This is a genomic window from Mesorhizobium sp. M1143 (assembly GCF_040318435.1).
GTDB lineage: Bacteria > Pseudomonadota > Alphaproteobacteria > Rhizobiales > Rhizobiaceae > Mesorhizobium.
Map to the genome: position 1 here is coordinate 89,669 of NZ_JAMYMJ010000008.1, position 17,833 is coordinate 107,501.

The 17,833-nt window shown below is 64.1% G+C and carries 15 protein-coding genes; 2 read left to right on the forward strand and 13 right to left on the reverse strand.

Annotated elements, in window-relative coordinates; genetic code table 11:
* Positions 1 to 7: 7 nt before the first annotated feature.
* From atpD to NKH35_RS09200, 5 genes are all read right to left on the reverse strand, one after another.
* The gene (gene atpD / locus NKH35_RS09180; protein WP_023698224.1) at positions 8 to 1,579 is read right to left on the reverse strand and encodes a F0F1 ATP synthase subunit beta; all 1,572 of its coding nucleotides are present in this window, start codon (positions 1,577 to 1,579) and stop codon (positions 8 to 10) included.
* Positions 1,580 to 1,649: 70 nt separating this feature from the next.
* On the reverse strand, positions 1,650 to 2,534 hold the full coding sequence (locus tag NKH35_RS09185) for a F0F1 ATP synthase subunit gamma (RefSeq protein WP_023668672.1): 885 nt from the start codon (positions 2,532 to 2,534) through the stop codon (positions 1,650 to 1,652).
* A 34-nt stretch (positions 2,535 to 2,568) separates the two neighbouring features.
* Entirely contained in the window at positions 2,569 to 4,098 is a 1,530-nt protein-coding gene (gene atpA / locus NKH35_RS09190; protein WP_023684101.1) for a F0F1 ATP synthase subunit alpha, read from the reverse strand.
* Positions 4,098 to 4,658: a F0F1 ATP synthase subunit delta gene (locus NKH35_RS09195; RefSeq protein WP_023732973.1), complete on the reverse strand. Its 561-nt coding sequence runs from the start codon at positions 4,656 to 4,658 to the stop codon at positions 4,098 to 4,100. Before NKH35_RS09195 ends, atpA begins: the two co-directional genes overlap by 1 nt.
* Before the next feature lie 246 nt (positions 4,659 to 4,904).
* Complete coding sequence (locus tag NKH35_RS09200; RefSeq protein WP_023688886.1) at positions 4,905 to 5,300, reverse strand: AGROH133_08824 family phage infection protein; 396 nt, start codon at positions 5,298 to 5,300, stop codon at positions 4,905 to 4,907.
* 138 nt (positions 5,301 to 5,438) lie between these two features.
* Here NKH35_RS09200 and NKH35_RS09205 point away from each other — a divergent pair, with 138 nt between their 5' ends.
* On the forward strand, positions 5,439 to 5,627 hold the full coding sequence (locus tag NKH35_RS09205; RefSeq protein ID WP_023693181.1) for a hypothetical protein: 189 nt from the start codon (positions 5,439 to 5,441) through the stop codon (positions 5,625 to 5,627).
* Between the two features lie 16 nt (positions 5,628 to 5,643).
* Here the strand turns inward: NKH35_RS09205 and NKH35_RS09210 are convergent, their stop codons facing one another.
* The 5 genes from NKH35_RS09210 to NKH35_RS09230 all read right to left on the reverse strand — a co-directional run bounded on the left by NKH35_RS09210 (position 5,644) and on the right by NKH35_RS09230 (position 12,446).
* A complete protein-coding gene (locus tag NKH35_RS09210; protein WP_023709271.1) occupies positions 5,644 to 6,339 on the reverse strand; it encodes an aspartate/glutamate racemase family protein in 696 nt (231 codons plus the stop codon).
* A gap of 110 nt (positions 6,340 to 6,449) precedes the next feature.
* Positions 6,450 to 7,784, reverse strand: a complete 1,335-nt coding sequence (locus NKH35_RS09215; protein ID WP_023732972.1) for a lysine N(6)-hydroxylase/L-ornithine N(5)-oxygenase family protein — start codon at positions 7,782 to 7,784, stop codon at positions 6,450 to 6,452.
* On the reverse strand, positions 7,781 to 9,595 hold the full coding sequence (locus tag NKH35_RS09220) for an IucA/IucC family protein (protein ID WP_352914227.1): 1,815 nt from the start codon (positions 9,593 to 9,595) through the stop codon (positions 7,781 to 7,783). The genes NKH35_RS09215 and NKH35_RS09220 overlap by 4 nt, the downstream gene beginning before the upstream one ends.
* Before the next feature lie 2 nt (positions 9,596 to 9,597).
* Entirely contained in the window at positions 9,598 to 10,662 is a 1,065-nt protein-coding gene (locus tag NKH35_RS09225) for a GNAT family N-acetyltransferase (protein WP_031262005.1), read from the reverse strand.
* Positions 10,659 to 12,446 carry an IucA/IucC family protein gene (locus NKH35_RS09230; protein ID WP_352914230.1) on the reverse strand — a complete coding sequence of 596 codons (1,788 nt, stop codon included), beginning with the start codon at positions 12,444 to 12,446 and terminating at the stop codon, positions 10,659 to 10,661. The genes NKH35_RS09225 and NKH35_RS09230 overlap by 4 nt, the downstream gene beginning before the upstream one ends.
* Before the next feature lie 119 nt (positions 12,447 to 12,565).
* Between NKH35_RS09230 and NKH35_RS09235 the strand changes: the two genes are divergently transcribed.
* On the forward strand, positions 12,566 to 13,732 hold the full coding sequence (locus tag NKH35_RS09235; RefSeq protein WP_023732968.1) for an MFS transporter: 1,167 nt from the start codon (positions 12,566 to 12,568) through the stop codon (positions 13,730 to 13,732).
* An 11-nt stretch (positions 13,733 to 13,743) separates the two neighbouring features.
* On the opposite strand, the gene NKH35_RS09240 is transcribed toward NKH35_RS09235, so the two are convergent.
* From NKH35_RS09240 to NKH35_RS09250, 3 genes are read right to left on the reverse strand one after another with little or no spacing between them, the layout of a single operon-like run.
* Positions 13,744 to 15,027 carry a RhtX/FptX family siderophore transporter gene (locus NKH35_RS09240; RefSeq protein WP_352914231.1) on the reverse strand — a complete coding sequence of 428 codons (1,284 nt, stop codon included), beginning with the start codon at positions 15,025 to 15,027 and terminating at the stop codon, positions 13,744 to 13,746.
* A complete protein-coding gene (locus tag NKH35_RS09245; protein ID WP_155923829.1) occupies positions 15,024 to 15,398 on the reverse strand; it encodes a hypothetical protein in 375 nt (124 codons plus the stop codon). The genes NKH35_RS09240 and NKH35_RS09245 overlap by 4 nt, the downstream gene beginning before the upstream one ends.
* 15 nt (positions 15,399 to 15,413) lie before the next feature.
* Complete coding sequence (locus tag NKH35_RS09250) at positions 15,414 to 17,672, reverse strand: TonB-dependent receptor (RefSeq protein ID WP_352914232.1); 2,259 nt, start codon at positions 17,670 to 17,672, stop codon at positions 15,414 to 15,416.
* Between the last annotated feature and the right edge of the window lie 161 nt (positions 17,673 to 17,833).

Below are 17,833 nucleotides of genomic sequence, written 5' to 3' on the forward strand. Positions count from 1 at the left end.
GCCTTGATTACGCTGCTTCAGCCGCCAGGCGCTGAGCCTTCTCGACCGCTTCGTCGATGCCGCCGACCATGTAGAAGGCGGCTTCCGGCAGGTGATCGTAGTCGCCGTTGCAGAGGCCCTTGAAGCCCTTGATTGTGTCGGCGAGGTCGACCAGCTTGCCCGGCGCACCCGTAAACACTTCGGCGACGAAGAACGGCTGCGACAGGAAGCGCTCGATCTTGCGGGCGCGGGCCACCGTCTGCTTGTCCTCTTCCGAAAGCTCATCCATGCCAAGGATGGCGATAATGTCCTGCAGCGACTTATAGCGCTGGAGGATCGACTGCACCTGGCGGGCGACGGCATAGTGCTCCTCGCCGACAACCAGCGGATCGAGCATGCGCGAGGTCGAGTCGAGCGGATCGACGGCGGGGTAGATGCCCTTTTCCGAGATCGCGCGGTTGAGCACGGTCGTCGCGTCCAGGTGGGCGAACGAGGTCGCAGGCGCCGGGTCTGTCAAATCGTCGGCCGGCACGTAGATCGCCTGCACCGAAGTGATCGAACCCTTGGTCGTTGTGGTGATGCGTTCCTGCAGCGCACCCATGTCGGTGGCCAGCGTTGGCTGGTAACCCACGGCCGAAGGAATACGGCCGAGCAGCGCCGACACTTCAGAACCGGCCTGCGTGAAGCGGAAGATGTTGTCGACGAAGAACAGCACGTCCTGGCCCTGGTCGCGGAAATATTCGGCGACCGTCAGGCCGGTCAGGCCGACGCGGGCACGCGCGCCCGGCGGCTCGTTCATCTGGCCATAGACCAGTGCCGCCTTGGAGCCTTCGCCGCCGCCCTTCTTGTTGACGCCGGACTCGATGAACTCGTGATAAAGATCGTTGCCCTCGCGGGTGCGCTCGCCGACGCCGGCGAAGACCGAGAAGCCGCCATGCGCCTTGGCGACGTTGTTGATCAGCTCCTGGATCAGAACCGTCTTGCCGACGCCGGCGCCGCCGAACAGGCCGATCTTGCCTCCGCGGGCGTAGGGCGCCAGAAGGTCGAGCACCTTGATGCCAGTGATCAGGATCTGCGCTTCCGTCGACTGTTCGACATAGGTAGGCGCCGGCTGGTGGATGGCGCGCATCTCGATGCCGTCGACCGGGCCTTCTTCGTCGACCGGCTCGCCGATGACGTTGATGATGCGGCCGAGCATGCCCGGGCCGACCGGAACGGTGATCGGCGCGCCGGTGTCATAGACGTCCTGGCCGCGAACCAGGCCTTCGGTGGAATCCATGGCGATACAGCGCACGGTGTTTTCGCCCAGATGCTGGGCAACTTCGAGCACCAGGCGGTTGCCGACATTGGAGGTTTCGATGGCGTTCAAAATGGCCGGCAGATGATCGCCGAACTGCACGTCGACGACGGCGCCGATGACCTGGCGAACCTTGCCGATGGCGCCGGTCTTCTTGACGGCAACGCTCGTCGTCTTCACTGCCGGGGCCGCGGCCTTGGCGGGCGCGGCCGCCTTCTTGGCCGGAGCGGCCTTCGCCGCTGCTGCCGGAGCCTTTGCGGCCGCCTTGGGGGCCGTCTTCGCGGGGGTCGCTGCTTTCGCCATCGTCTTTACCCTTCTCGTCCTTTGTTTCTCACGCTCCATCAGAAGGTCGATGACCTCCTGGCGGTCGCGCCTAGAGCGCTTCGGCGCCCGAAATGATTTCGATCAGTTCCTTGGTGATCTGCGCCTGCCGCTGGCGGTTATAGGTGATCGACAGTTTGTTGATCATGTCGCCGGCATTGCGCGTTGCATTGTCCATGGCGCTCATTTTGGCGCCCATCTCGCCGGCTGCGTTTTCGAGCAGCGCGCGGAAGACCTGGACCGAGATGTTGCGCGGAATGAGGTCGGTGAGGATCTCGCCCGGCTCCGGCTCGTATTCGTAGACGGCATTGCCACCCGCGGTCGCTTCGGCGGGAGCGGAAGCCACGCCGGCAGGAATGATCTGCTGCGCGGTCGGAATCTGGCTGATCACCGACTTGAACTGCGAATAAAACAGCGTGCAGATATCGAAGCCGCCTTCGCCGAACAGATGGATGATCTTACGGGCGATCGCATCGGCATTGACGAAGCCGAGCTTCTTGACATCGCGCAGGTCGACGCGGTCGATAATCAGCGAGGCATAGTCTCGGCGCAGAATGTCGAAACCCTTCTTGCCGACGCAGATGATCTTGACCTGCTTGCCGTCGGCCAGAAGCCGGCGGATATGGTCGCGGGCCAGACGTGCGATCTGCGAGTTGAAGCCGCCGCACAGGCCGCGCTCGGCGGTGCAGACGACGAGCAGATGCACATCGTCCTTGCCGGTGCCGGTCATCAGCGCCGGGGCATCGCCGCCGCCGCCGATCGCCTGCGTGATATTGGCCAGCACTGCACCCATCCGCTCGGAATAGGGACGCGCCGCCTCCGCTGCTTCCTGCGCGCGACGCAGCTTCGCCGCGGCGACCATCTGCATCGCCTTGGTGATCTTCTGCGTCGCCTTGACCGAGGCGATACGGTTACGAAGGTCTTTTAATGAAGGCATGCTTCAAACCTGATCCCGAGCGTCCGGCTTCTTCTCAAGCGAAGGTCTTGGCGAAGGCGTCGATCTCGGCCTTCAGCTTGGCGCGCAGATCGTCTGACAGCGCCTTTTCCTTGCGGATGCCGTCCAGCACGTCCTTGCCGGCCGAGCGCATATGGCTGAGCAGGCCGTGCTCGAACTTGCCGACCTGGTTCAGCGCAAGCTTGTCGAGATAGCCGTTGACGCCGGCGAAGATCACCGTGACCTGCTCCTCGACCTTGAGCGGCGAGAACTGCGGCTGCTTCAGAAGTTCGGTCAGGCGCGAGCCGCGGTTGAGCAGGCGCTGCGTGGCGGCGTCGAGATCGGAGCCGAACTGCGCGAACGCAGCCATTTCGCGGTACTGCGCGAGCTCGCCCTTGATAGAGCCGGCGACCTGCTTCATCGCCTTGATCTGCGCCGACGAACCGACGCGCGACACCGACAGGCCGACGTTGACCGCCGGACGGATGCCCTGGAAGAACAGGTTGGTTTCGAGGAAGATCTGGCCGTCGGTGATCGAGATCACGTTGGTCGGGATGTAGGCCGACACGTCGTTGGCCTGCGTCTCGATGATCGGCAGCGCGGTCAGCGAACCGCCACCCAGATCGTCGTTGAGCTTGGCGGCGCGCTCGAGCAGGCGCGAATGCAGGTAGAACACGTCGCCCGGATAGGCTTCGCGACCCGGCGGGCGGCGCAGCAAGAGCGACATCTGGCGATAGGCGACGGCCTGCTTCGACAGATCGTCATAGCTGATCAGCGCATGCATGCCGTTGTCGCGGAAATATTCGCCCATGGTGGCGCCGGTGAACGGCGCCAGGAACTGCATCGGCGCCGGATCGGAAGCTGTGGCGGCGACGATGATCGAATATTCAAGGGCGCCGCGCTCTTCGAGAACCTTCACGAACTGCGCGACCGTCGAGCGCTTCTGCCCGATGGCGACGTAGACGCAGTAGAGCTTTTCCTTTTCCGGCCCGTTGTCGTGCACGGCCTTCTGGTTGAGCATCGTGTCGAGGATGATCGCGGTCTTGCCGGTCTGGCGATCGCCGATGACCAGCTCGCGCTGGCCGCGGCCAACGGGGATCAGCGCATCGATGGCCTTGAGGCCGGTCGACATCGGCTCGTTGACCGACTTGCGCGGGATGATGCCTGGCGCCTTGACGTCGACGCGCTTGCGTTCGGTCGCCTTGATCGGGCCCTTGCCGTCGATCGGATTGCCGAGCGCGTCGACGACGCGGCCGAGCAGGCCCATACCGACAGGCGTATCGACGATGGCGCCGGTGCGCTTGACGATGTCGCCTTCCTTGATGTCGCGGTCGGCGCCGAAGATGACGACACCGACATTGTCGGCTTCGAGGTTGAGCGCCATGCCGCGGATGCCGCCGGGGAACTCGACCATTTCGCCGGCCTGGACATTGTCGAGGCCGTAGACGCGAGCGATACCGTCACCGACGGACAGCACCTGGCCGACTTCGGAGACCTCGGCCTCCTTGCCGAAATTCTTGATCTGGTCTTTGAGAATTGCGGAAATTTCCGCGGCGCGGATGTCCATCAGCCGACCTCTTTCAGTGCAAGCTTGAGCGAATTGAGTTTGGTTTTGAGCGACGTATCGATCTGGCGCGAGCCCATCTTGACCACCAGCCCGCCGAGCAGCGACGGATCGACGGTAACAGTGATGGCCACGTCCTTGCCGGCGACGCTTTTCAGCGCGGCCTTGAGTTCCGTCTGCTGGGCAGCCGTCAGTTCATGCGCCGAAGTGACCTCGGCTGATGTCTCACCGCGCTGTTCGGCAGAGATCCGGCGAAATGCCTTGATCATGCCGGGCACCGCGAAGAGCCGGCGGTTGCGGGCGACGACGCGCAGGAAATTGCCGGTCAGGCCGGTGATGCCGGCCTTGTCGGCGATCGACGCGATTGCCTTGGCCTGGTCCTCGCTGGAGAACACCGGGCTGTTGATGAGGCGCGTCAGGTCGGCGCTGTCATCCAGCATCTTGGCGAAACTGTTGAGGTCGGCCTCGACCTTGGCCACCGAATTCGACTGCCGCGCAAGTTCGAACAGCGAACCCGCGTAGCGTTCTGCGACACCTGAGATTGGCGATGACGATTGAGCCACGGACCGTCTTTTCTCTTGTCTGAGGGGCCGCAGATTGTTGGCGCGAGCAAAAACTCTGGCTAAATCTTTGACCTTACTAAGTTTTTCCAAGCACGGAGGCGCGGCTTCCGCTATCCCCGGCCGAAAGTCGATTGCCGTCTAGCACAGGCATTTTAAGACCGCAATGCGTCGTTCCGCATGCTTTTCGGGCACTATTGTCGCATCCGGCCGCAGAGTTCAACCGAAGCCTTTGGATTGGCTGCCGATTCAGGGCAGAAAGCCGAAGACGAAGGCGAGCGGCAACGCGGCCAGGACGAGTTCGACGACGATCGACGCCCAGTTGAAAGGCGTGTTGGCGCCGTCCGACATCATCGACAGCAAACGGCCAAAAGCGGTGAACAGCCAGGAAAAGCCGAGTGCCATATAGAGCCACGGCTGCGCCAACAGAATGCAGCACAGGCTGACGCCGAGATAGAAGCCCGACATCCGGCCGCGCCCTTCCGCGATTGCCGCTGCCCTTTCGGCCCGGACCTGCAGCCGCAGAATCCGAAATGCCAGCCCTGGCGCGAGGAAAAACAGCAGACCGAGCGCCAAGGTGACGACGGCGCTAGACCAAGCCAGCCATTCGCCCTGGCTGGTCGGCCACGGAAACGCGAATTCCATCTTGCTTTCATCCCCTCACAGCAATGCCGGATGCATTGAATGTCGCTGCAAAAAGAAGTCAAGCGCGCGGCAGTTTTGGCGCGCAATTCGTGAAGGAGCGGAAGGCTGTTTAGGCCGCGCGCGCGTCCGGCCAGCATCGTGGCCAACCTGTATTGTCAGGCGACGCCTCCCTCCTATCTGCAGGACCGGTTTTGCACAGCCAAAGGCCCCGACACCGGTCGCCTTTATTTCCTGACCGGGCACCTCAATCTGGCCGGCACTGAAGCAGATCGATGGAAGCTGAAAGTGGCCGGCAGCGGCAATGTCGCCGTGGCTGCCCAGCCCTGATCCTTGTTTTGACCCTTCAGGGCAGCATGAATGCGACCGCCGCCTCGGCATGGATGCGCGTGGTGTCGAACACCGGAATGTCGAAATCGCGCTCGCCAATCAACATGGTGATCTCGGTGCAGCCCATGATGACGCCATCGATCTTCTCATCGCGCCGCAGACGGGCGACCTCGTCGATATAGGCCGCCTTCGATGCCGCGTTGACGATGCCCCGGCAAAGCTCGTCGTAGATTACCTGGTGCACCATGTCGCGCCCGGCCTGGTCCGGCACCACGGGCTGCAGCCCGTATTTCTCCGTCAGCCGGCCCTTGTAGAAATCCTGCTCCATGGTGAAGCGGGTCGCCAGCAGCGCCGGCCGCTTGACGCCGGCGCCCTTGACCGCGACGGCCGTGGCGTCGGCAATGTGGATAAGCGGGATCGACACCGCCGCCTGCACCCGGTCGGCGAGCTTGTGCATGGTGTTGGTGCAGATCAGCAGACCCTCGGCGCCGCCCGCCTCCAGCTTGCGCGCCGCATCCGCCAGCAGCACGCCCGCACTGTCCCAGTCGCCATGATGCTGCCGGTCGGCGATTTCGGCGAAGTCGAAGGAATAGAGCAACAGTTTTGCCGAATGCAGCCCGCTCAGCCGCACGCGCACGATCTCGTTGAGCAGGCGATAATAGATCGCCGTCGATTCCCAGCTCATGCCGCCGATAAGGCCAAGGGTTTTCATGCGCTGAGCCTCCAGCAGGACCGAACGATCTCTCTCACAGAAAAGCTTTACGGGTCGATGTCAATCTTAACGCGCGCCGTACCACGCTCTTCGGCCCGCCTCCACAAACATCACCGCGCGCCCGATTCGGTCATCCTCGCATTGGCGCCGAGATGATGCAGGCTTTGTATCGTGTGCCTTGAACTCCAGGCAACCGGCGGATCGGGCAGATCGAGATCGAACTGTGCCCGCCCGAGCAGCGAATTGACGATCTTGGCGCTGCGCCAAGCCATCAGGCTGAGCTGCGGCTCGGCTATGCCATGGCTGAGCCGGCCGGCATTGAGCGCGTAGATCCGGCGGTCGTCGGGCCCGTCCCATTCGACCTCGAAGCTGGCGTTGAGCCTGTAATGACCGCGCTCGTCCAGCGCGATCCTGTTCATGAGCGGCGCCATGCAATCAGGAATGGCAAAGGCATAGCCGGTGGCCAGAACCACCGCATCGACGGTGCGCGTCTCGATGGCGCCGTCGAAGCCGTTGCGCATGATCAGCCGGTATTCGCTGCCTTCCCGCCTCACGTTCAGCACTTCGCGGTGCGGCGTCATGTTGACCGCCGTCGTTTCCTCCGAGAGGTGCCGCAGCGTGTAAAGCTGGCGATAGATCGCCTTCAGTGTGCTCGTCGATGCGCCGTCACCGGCAAGCAGTTGCTGTTCCAGGATCGTCTCACGCCGCCCTTGCGGCAGCCGATGGAAGCTTTCGACATAGCCCGGCGTGAAGAGTTCGTCGGTGAAAGGCGAGTCGTCCAGTGGCAGGAAATTCGGCCGCATCGAGATCCACTCGATTTCGCGGCCGGCGAAGCGGTCGGAGGAGATCAGATGCAGAAGCACTTCGGCGCCGCTCTGGCCACCGCCGATCACGGCGACACGCTGTCCGCTCAGGCGATCGAGGCGGTTGGCGGCCTGGGCGTTGTGGAAGCATTGATCGGAGGCCGCCGCCCGCGCCCAGGCGGGGATGTTGGGCACCAGCCCGACGGCAATGGCGAGATTGCGCGCGTTCACCTGCTCGCGGCCGATACGCAGCCTGAAATTCGTTCCGTCGAAGTCGATCCGGTCGACGGCGCTGGCGAAGCGCAGCGAAGACAAGTTCTCGCCGACCCATCCGAGATAGCGGGCGAATTCCGGCCGCGGGATGGCTGAGAAATCCGCGTTGAGGAATTCATAGAACCGCTTCTGCGCGACCAGATAGGACATGAACGACCATGGGCTGGTCGGATGCGTCGCGGTGACGAGATCCTTGAGGAAGGATGTCTGCAGTTCGACGCCCGGCAGCATCATGCCCGGGTGCCATTCGAGCCGCGTCGCCCGATCGAAGAAGCGCGCTTCGACGCCGTCCACCGCATCGAGATGGGCGGCGAGGCTGAGATTGAACGGCCCGATGCCGATGCCTGCGAGGTCAAGCGTATGGGTCATGGCGAACTCCTTATGGAGCTGGCTGGGCTGATGGGAGATCGCCGGGCTGACTCGGGGTTAAGCGGATTGTCGAGCGGTGTGCCAAGGTCGGGCAGAGGGCGTTCGCCGCTGTCGCCGTAGCCGATGGCGAAGCGCACCTTGTTGATGGCGATGCGTGGGATCTTCGGAGCAAACAGATCGAAGAGCGCGAACCGTTCCGACAGCTCAGGGTTCTGCGCCTGGTAGCGCCGGATGGCGGCGGCCAGGATGGCGTAGAAAGTCCTCTCGTCGAAGCGGTCATAGGCGGCCAGCGCCTCGGATAGGAAGCGCAGAACGCTGACGATGTGTCCCGTTTGCAGATGCTGGAGAAGATGTGCCGGCGGCCGGCGCTTCAGCGTCGACAGGATTTTGGGGTCGAGGCCGGCCAGTTCGGGAAACGGCTGGTCGACGAGATCGAGGTCGCCCTGGAAATCCTTGACCGCCACGCCGAGAGGCGTCGCTCCGTCGAGGATGATGGTGACGTTCTGGCCATGGGCGATGAAGCCGACGCCGTAACGGCACATGAAGTGGTAGAGCGGCACAAAGGCCGTGGAGAACAGGCGATCGAGCCATGCCTCCGGACCAAGGCCGGACTGCTCCATCAGGGCGCTGGCGATCGGCCTGCCATGGGCGTCGCGCTGCGGCAGGGCGCCCATCATCATCGGCCGCTGGCCCGCTGTCAGATCCTTTTCGGGGCTTTCGCGCCATATGGCGCCCAGCATCTCGCAAAACTGATAGGGCGCGCCTTCAACGCCGGTATAGTGCGGATGCGGATAGAAGGCGCCGGCGACTTCCTTCAGCACCTTGACGTCCTTGAGCACCGGGTCCGCGGCCGCCACCGTGGCCAGCCAGCGCGACAGATCGGCGCCGATCGCCATGTATTTGCCCGGCACGCCGCGCCACGCTGAGGTGTTGAGGACGGTCAGCGGCAGCTTGACGTGCAGCGCCTCGGGCCGTGCCACGTTGGCAAGAGTGCGCAGCGACTGCAGGGGCAGGAACGCGTCGCCGAACTGGCCAAGCGGCACCAGCCGGCCGGCGGCGATCTCGCTACCATATTGCGAGGCGATCATCGCCTGCCACTGCCAGGGGTGGACCGGCAGCAGCCTATGCGTCGATCGCGAGGCCCCGGCGGCAGTGAAGGCCGCTTCGAGCCTTGCGCGTTCGTAGTCGCCGAGTGCGGCCTGCAGCAGCGCCTCTTCGTCGAGCCCGCAGTCAAGCGCCAGCAGGCAGCGATCGCTGGCGGCGGCAAGCCAGAAGAGCTGGAATGCGGCAGCCGATTCTGGCGCGTAGCGCTCGAAGTCGTCCCGTCCCCAGCCAAGCCGTCCCTTGTTGGCGGGCGCCTTCGGATGGCCGTCGAGCAATGCCTGCAACTCGGTATCCGGCAGCGCGGCTAGATCGGCGGCCGGTCGATTGCCGCGGGCTTTGGCGATCCGCATGTCGGCCATCAGCGTGTTGTAAAGCTCCTTCGCATAGGTGCAGAATGTTGCCGGCGACATGCCGAGCGTCTCGCGCGCGTCGGCGAAGAAGGCGACCGCATCGTCGACCGGCAGCTCGATGCCGGCATCGCGGGTCAGCGTCTCCGGACGGACGGCGATCTGACCCCACAGGCGCCGCGTCGCGGCAAAGCGATAGGTCACGCCGGGGCCGGGCGTCAGTTTCCATCGGCCGGGCGAAAGCTCGCGGGGCGACAGGCACTCCTCGAAGGTCAGTTCGGAAATGGCCTTGGCGACGGCGTCGCGGTTGATCGCAGCCCAGCGTGTCGCCTCCTCCGCTTTGGCAATCGGTTGCTGCACCGTCACAGCGGCACCTCGCGGAAGAAGCGCTCGCGTTCGCAGCAGACCAGCGCCGCGCGCTTGTGCGGGAAGTCGAACTCCTTGACCTTGTCGTAGGCGGCGTCGGCGCAATAGCTCAGCATCTTCTGGTGCGCGGCGCGTGGCTCGCCGACGATGCGCTGCGTGCGCGGCTCGTCGAGGAACAGATAGTGGGTGACGGAACGGAACAGAGCCAGCGTCTTCGGCCGGCCGAGATGGCGCGTATTGCCGATCAGCCCATGCCAGCCGCGATCCCAGTCGAGCGGCTCGTAATAAGGCCCGAGCCGGTCCTCCTTGGCCCAGTAGAACTCGAAATAGCCGGTCGGCTCCCCATCGAAGCTGGCGATGACGCCGAAGATGTGCGGATCGCTTTCCTGCTCGGCGAGATATTTGTCGAGCTCTTCATGGCTCTGGGCAAGTTCCCAGAAGAAGGCGACACGGCCATCGTTCATCCAGCGATGGAAGAGGTCGAGATCGGTCCGGCGATCGATCGGACCCAACGACACGGTGAGACCGAGCTCGGCAATCCAGCGTTCGTACATCGGGCCGCAGGGGCGCGGTTGGCGCAATGGCGGCAGCCGGTCTTGCGGGCCGATAGCGGTCATCAATGCCGGATAGGTGACATGCGAGGCCTGGCTGCGCCACAGCAGCGGCAGCTGGCGCAGGACCGAGCGATGGATGACGGCGCGTTCCGGTTCACCCGGAACCGTCTCGGTAGCCAGCGCCGAAACCGGCCACAGCGTCTTGGCCGCCGGCAGGAAGGCGCGGTCGAAGGTAGGATGCAGGCGCAGTGCCGCGTCAACGAGGCCCGCCAGGACCTGCGGCTGATCGAGACGGCCTCCCGTGAACGCGACGTCATCGATGAGCAGGCGGCCATCCGCGATGGAGATGCGGGCCTGTCCCACCGCTGTTCCCTCAGCGTTGACCAGGCTGACATGGCCATCGCCGGCACGGATGGCGAGCGGCTCCGCGGCCGAGGCCAGATGCTGCCATCCTTCGTTGCCGGCGACGGTGGCGGGTGACCAGTTTTTCGCAGCCTCGATGTTCATGCGTATTCTCTCACATGCAGGGGGTTGGGAAGCTCGACGTAACCGGCCAGCGGGTCGGTCACCTCGGTGTTCTCATTGATGTCGCGCAGCGCGATCAGGAAATTGCCCTTGGCAGCAAGCGTCGGCGCGTTGAGCAAATAGTCGACGCAGGACCGGTCAGCCATCGGCGTGGCGGCCAGCCGCTCGAGCGAGCGGCGGAATATCGCCAGCAGATCGTCTTCGTTGGTGAGGCCAGCGGCGGCAAGGGCTGCGACGGCGGCGAAAGCGCCATTGACGACCAGATAGTAGCCGAACAGCTTCGCGGCCGCTTCCGCTGGGAAGACATGATCGCCCGCCTGACCAGCCTCGGGCAGGAATTCGCGCAGCCTGGGCAGGAATTCCTCGACATAACCGGTGCCCTGGCTGTCGCGGAAATAGAGCGCATCCGGCCAGCCGCCCGCGAGGCCGACGACGAGGTTTTGCTGGTGGGCGCCGAACAACAGGCCGAATTCCGAGAAGGCCACAATAAACGGCACGATGGCAGCTTCGAGGAAACGCTCGAACCAGAAACGCGCCGTTTCCTCGACAGGTCGCTTCTCGTTGCGGGCGATACGGTGGACCAGGTCGGACAGATGGCTTTCGGTACGGCCGGGATGGCGCTCGCAAAGCGCGCCGAGAACGGCAGCCGGCGGACTGCCCGTGCCGCGAAACGGGTTTTCGCGGAGCGAGACGATGGTGTCCGTCATCAGCCGGCCGTCTTCGTCGCGCAAGCCGAACCAGGCCGGCTCGCCCAGCACCGTCATGGTCGGGCAGCGCCGCTGCAAGGCATCGCCAAGCTTGCCCTTGACCAGCCGGTGGACCGAAAGGCCGCGCCGGCACTCATGCTCCTCGACGATGCGCCGGGAATTGGTCAGGCGCAGGCTGAGCGAGAATTTCAGCATCCACTCGGCTTCAGCTGAATGAATTGTCCGCAGCGAGGTCGTGGCGCGCCACGCTTGTCCGCCGAGGCCAAGATCGACAATGCGGCCAGCGCGGAACAGGCTCTCGACGCGGTCTTCTAACGTGAGCCGCGCGGCCTGCCACGGATGCATCGGAACGAGAACCTTGCCCTGCTGCTGGCCGGCACGGGCGAGCAACTGCGGATCGCTGACGGCAAGCCCGCGGGCCATCTCGCTGACATCTAGCGGCTCGACGCTGCCCCCAGTGAGTATGGCCGGGTCGACGGCCCACCAGCGCAATTTGAACGCATTGCCGTATTCATGCCCGAAGCGCTCGGAATCAGTCTGCGTGAACTCTTCGCGGCTCATCGGCGCCGGGTGCACCGCGTGGCCGAAACGCAGGGCGCTTTCGGCATCGATGAAATCAGGATCGCCTTCGGAGAAGGGCCGCGACGATCCACGCGCCGCAGTCGCGTCAGCGATTGCGGCGATGCTGGCCAGGCTGCGGCGCAGGAAGGTCAGTCGGCTTTTCGCTGTCGCCCGGCCGGCAATGTCGGGATCCGCCAGGATCAGCGCCAAAAGGCTGAAAATGTCGATCTCAGTCGCTTCGCCATCGGCCCCGTCGTTACTAATATCGAGGCGCCAGAGCGGCATCGCTAAATCGTGGTAACCAACCTTCGAGCGATGCCGCGCCTCGACGAGCACCGCCGCGCGCGAGGCAGGGAAATTCAGACGCAGCACGGCTGCCTGCGGCCGAAACAGCCCGGTTTGCCTGGCGTCGACGAATTCCCAGCCATCCCATTCCCGCAGCAACGCGTTGAGGAACGGGCTTAATGCAGAGGAAGATTCTGGTTTTACTTGTTCCATGTGCATCCTCATAAATCATAATATACTGCATGCATTGCATTTATACGTTGTCGTCTTTAAACATTTCTGTTGATTATCTATTCTGAACAAGAAATAAGCTTGGTCTTGTGACGACCCGTATGAAAAATCGATCTTCGCTTCTGCGCCGCCTGGCGATCGCGGTCTCGGCAATCGGCTTCGGCCAGTCGGCCTTCGTATCGCTCGTTCCCCTGGTGATGGAGCGGCTGAGGCTCGACACGTTTGCTATCGGCGCGGCAACTGCTGTCGGCGCGGCGGCCTTTCTGGTCGGCTCGCCGCTGTGGGGTCGCATGGGCGAGCGGCTTGGCCATGCCAGGCTGCTGCGCTTGCTCGGCCTCGCCATGCTGGCCGGCCAGGCGGTGTTCGCCATGCTGCTGATAGCCGGCATGGGAGCCGCGCTCGGCATCGCTTTGCTGATGCTCTCGCGAACCGTGTACGGTTTTGCCGCGTCCGGCGTCATGCCGACGGCGCAGATCTGGGCCAGCCGCTCGGTTGCCGATGACAGGCGACAGGCCGCGCTGGGACTGCTTGGCGCCGGCGTCAGCATGGGGCGGCTGGCCGGCGCGCTGGCGGCGACGGCTGCCGTCCTGTCGCCGCTGCTGCCGCCCATCCTGTTCCTGTTCAGCCCGCTGTTGCTGTGGCTCGCGCCGGGCAAAGGGGAAGCCGGCGGACGGACCGACGGCAGGGCGGCCGACGTCGGCCGTGGAATATCGCCCTTCGATCGCCGCGCTCTGCCTTGCCTGGCGATGGGCTTGTGCCTGACGCTCGGCTTCGGACAGGTGCAGATGATGCTCGGCCCGATGACCCAGCAGCGTTTTGGCCTTGGTGCGACGCAGGCCACGACGTTGACCGGCCTGGCCCTGATGCTGGTCGCCGTCGTCATGGTTCTGGTCCAGGGACTGCTCATGGCGCGCCTGCGGCTGGCGGAGCGCAACAGCGTCGTCGTCGGCTGTCTCATGGTTTGCGTCGGCATGACGGCGCTGGCCGTCACGGCCAGCCATGTTGCCTCGGCAGCGTCTCTGGTGGTGGCGGCGGCCGGCATTGCCCTGGCTACACCCGGCTACACCGCCTGGCTGATGAAGCGCCTGGAGCCCGGCGAGCAGGGCGCGGCGGCCGGCTGGCTCACCAGCACCCATGTGCTCGGCCAGAGCATCGGCGCATTGGCCGGCGGCTTCGCCTTCACGCTCTGGCCCTTTGCGCCGCTGGCCGGCTGCGCGGCGCTGGCTCTGGCCGCAGCCGGTCTTGCAGCCATGGTTCATAAGCACTAGCGAACCCGCACTCATTCGGCGACCTTCGGCAGCGGCATCGGCGTTCCTGGCTGGGTCTTTGCGGTATCGGCGAAATGGGCATTCAACATGCGATAGGTCGCCACCACGGCTATGCCCGACAGCACGGTCGCCAGGGTGAACAGCGCGGAGTAGCCGAGCATGTCGGCGAGGCGCCCGGCAAGCATGGAGCCGACGAGGTAGACGATAAGCTGGGCGCAGGACAGGATGGTGAAGTCGGTGCCCGGCTGGTCCGACGACGTCACGGCCATGAACAGGCTGTAGAGCGCCACGATCTCCATGTAGCGCACCAGCGTCTGCAGGAACGAGGCGCCGAAGATCGGCCAGAAGCCGGCGATAGCGCCGAAAGCGTGCAGCGCGAAGATCAGGAAGCAGATGGTTCGCAGCGCGCCGAGCAGGCCGAGCACCGAGGCGGCGCCCCTGTTGTGCAGCAGCCACGCCGCCAGCGCCGAGCCGCCGAGCCCGACGGTGAGCGCGGCACCGCCCGAGAGATAACCGATGATATCGAGCGGCACGCCGGCATCGACGAGATAGGAGCCTTCCATCGACTTCACCAGCCCCTCGCTGGCGCGGTAGATGAGCGCGATCCACAGGATCTGGCGTGCCTCCGGCCGGCGCAGAAAGCGCAGGATCGAGGGGCGGTCGATGGCCGCCTGCGGCGCGCTGGCGACGGGATCGGTCTCGCGCATGGCGAAGGCGGCGACCAGCGGGATGATGGACAGCGCGGCCACCATGGCCACCATGGTTTGCCAGCCGGCATGATGATAAGCCAACAGGCCGAGCGTGCCGCCGAGAACGACGCCGAGCGCGACGGCGCCGCCCTGGATCGCATTGCCGATCGGCCTGTCCTTCGGGTCGAGATATTTGGCCGCGTAGCCGTCGGTGGCGATGTCCTGGGTCGACATCAACAGGCTCACGACAAGGCCGACGGCAAAGATACCGGCGACATCGGTCGGCTCGATCCAAAGCATGGCGGCGATGCCGGCGATGACGCCGATCTGGGTGATGATGACCCAGCCGGCGCGATGGGCGCGGGCCATTGGCCGAAAGCGGTCGACCAGCGGCGCCCATAGGAATTTCAGCACCAGCGGCAGCATCAGCAGCGCCATCAAGCCAATGGCGGTGCGCGACACGCCCTGCTCGCGCAGGATCGGCGGGATCGCCGCGGCAAACAGATAGCTCGGGATGGCCTGCGCCAGATAAAGGCAGGCGAGAACGACGAAAAGCCGCAGGCGCGAAAGCCCGGCGGGCGCCGGCCGGTCTGCGTCGGCGCTCATTTGACATAGTCCTTCGGTGCGTAACCGTTCAGGAAGGCGCCGGCCTCCGCCCGGCTGCGGGTGACGAGCACTGGAAAGCCGAACAGGCTTTGCCAGACGCGCTGCATGTTCTCGTCGGCGGCGGGGCGCACCAGCGCACAGGCGCGGCAGGCTTTTTCGAGCTGCTCGCGTTCCGCCTTGTACCAGAGGTTTTGCGCCTTGCGCTGGGCGTCGCTCAGCGCGATCTCGATGCGGATATCGACCAGGAGCACGAACGGCTCCCGTTCCTGCGAAAGGCGGCCGAGCGCCTCGATATAGCGCGCGCCATCCGCCGGATCGGCTGGCGCTTCTGCCAGCAGCGAGACTAATGCACCGTTTCGTTGGAGAGACACCGCCACCGCCGCCCCTCAGAATGTGATCTGGTAGGACAACGCAACCGAACGTCCCAGACCCGGAACGTCGGCGCCGCGGGTCGCCGATGCGGAAGGGTTGATGTAGTAGGTGTCGAACACATTGCGCACGGCAAGGTTCAGCACGCTTTCATTGCCGAACGTCTTCGAGACGGCGAGATTGACCAGTGCTGCACCGTCCAGTTCCTGGGTGGCGATGCGGTCGCGTCCGGAAAACAGCTCCAACTCGCTGCGCAGGGTCAGCTCGTTCTCGAAACGGGTGGTGAGATAGACCAGGCCCTTGTAGGTCGAGGGGACACGGTTGTTCGGCAGATACTCGTTCGCTTCGATGTGGCCGTCGCGATCCGCGTCGTATTTGCCTTCGACATAGCCGACCGATCCGCCCAGCGTGAACATGCCGCTGAGGTCTGCCTCGAGATTGGCTTCAACGCCCCAGATACGTTCCTTCTGCTGCGATACCCGGTTGTTGACGATGTCGTAGCTGACGCCGTTGTCCGAGGTCGACAGATAGGTGCTGACGCCGCCGCGATAGTCGGCCCAATCGCCGCGCAGACCGGCTTCCCAGGTGTTCACCAGCTGGGGTTCAGGCGCGATATCGGCATAGGTGATCGCGTAATCCGGCGCGTTGGTGCACGGCAGCAGCGGCCGGATGGCGGTGCCATAGGCGTCGCAGGTTTCGGCGTTGGAGTTCAACCCGGCCCGGCGGGTGAAGCCGCCAATGTCGGTCAGGCTGTAGCCTTGCGAGAAATTGCCGAAAAGCTGCATCCTTTCGGTCAGATCGTAGACGGCGCCGGCGTTGAAGGTGACGGCGTCGTAGTCGAACGAGCCGCCGGTCACCTGGATCGCCGGCAGGCCGATAATGTTCCGGCCTAGCAGAACGGCAGCGGCAGGCCGGGTGAAGTCTTCAACGTTGAGATAAAACTGGTCGTAGCGCGCGCCGCCGCTGATGCGAAAGCGATCCGTCACCGGAATTTCGCCCTGCGCAAACAAGGCAACCGAGTTCTGGGTCGTGGGCGAGATGGCGTCCTGGCCGTTGGTCAGCTGCTGATCGGTGGCATCGAAAACGTAGTCGGCGCCCCAGGTCAGTGTGCTGCCCTGAGTGATAAAGTCCATCGGCGTGTTGACGGTCAGGTTGACGCCGCTGCGCCGCGATTGCAGCGCCGTCTGGTTGAAGTCGGCGGTCGGGTCCGTACCCGGCGGCAGGATCACCGGCCGCGTCGGGTTCGTCGGTAAATACACCTGGCTGTTGACGGCCGAGAATTTGGTAAAGGGCGACTGCTTGAAGATGTCGTTGTAGAACGCCTTGACCTCGAGGTTTCCGAGCGCGAAGTCGCTGTCGGTGTATTTGGCGGTCAGATATTTCGAATCTTCCTTCAGCGGCTTGCCTTCATAGGGATCGCCGAAATCCGGGGAGACGGGATTGGTCGTGTAATCGGTGAACCAGTCCGGCTTCTGGTTGGCATAGGTCCAGTCGACGCTGGCCTCGAAGCGCCTGGAATCGAACTGGTAGCCGGCCACGCCGAAGAGATTGCCCGTGCCGGTGCGGTCGCCGCCGCCTTGCCCAAGCATGGCGTCGGAAGCCACCTCGTTGCCGTGGCCGTCATAGGTGCGGCGCGACAGATCGCCCGAGGCCGAGAAGAAATAGTCGAAATCGCCTTTCTTGCCCTCGACCGAGACACTGGTGCTTGGCCCGGCCGACTTGCCGGGGTTTTCGGTGAAGGCGGTGACGCCGGTGCGCACCGTCACCTTCGGCTTGTCGCTGTCGCCGCGCTTGGTGATGAAGTTGATCGTGCCGCCGGTGGCGCCGGCGCCATAAAGGCTGGACGCGCCATTGATGACTTCGATGCGCTCGACCGAATTCAGGTCGATCATCGACAGGATGCGTGAGACGTCCCGCAGCGGTGTGTTGCGCGGCACACCGTCGACCATGATGAGAACGCTGCGCCCGCGGAAGGTTTCCGAAGCGCCGGAAATGGTCTGGTTGCGTGGCGCGTAGCCGGGGACGATGCGGCTGATCAGGGTCGCGGCGTCGATATTTTCCTGCGCGGCTTCCTCGACCTGTTCCTGTTCCACGACCTGGACAGACTGGGCGACGCTGGAAATCGACCTTTCATTGCGGCCGGTGACCAGTATCTGATCGAGCACGGTGGCTTCCTGCTTGCCTGTCGGGGCGGCTTCCTGGGCAAATGCCGCGCCTGCCAGGATCGACCAACCCAAAGCCGATGACCAAAGAAGTGAACTGTAAAATCTGCGCATGCTGCCCCCATCCATGCCCTGGTCCCCAGTGCCAGAGCGGAAAGGCCCAGTTATAATTCATGATAAAACGAGTCAACATTTATTTTATGAGTTCTTTGATCAGGATTGTTCCGCAACGGACGGGGCTGTGCATATGAGCAGAACGTATTTTAGCGGGCGCT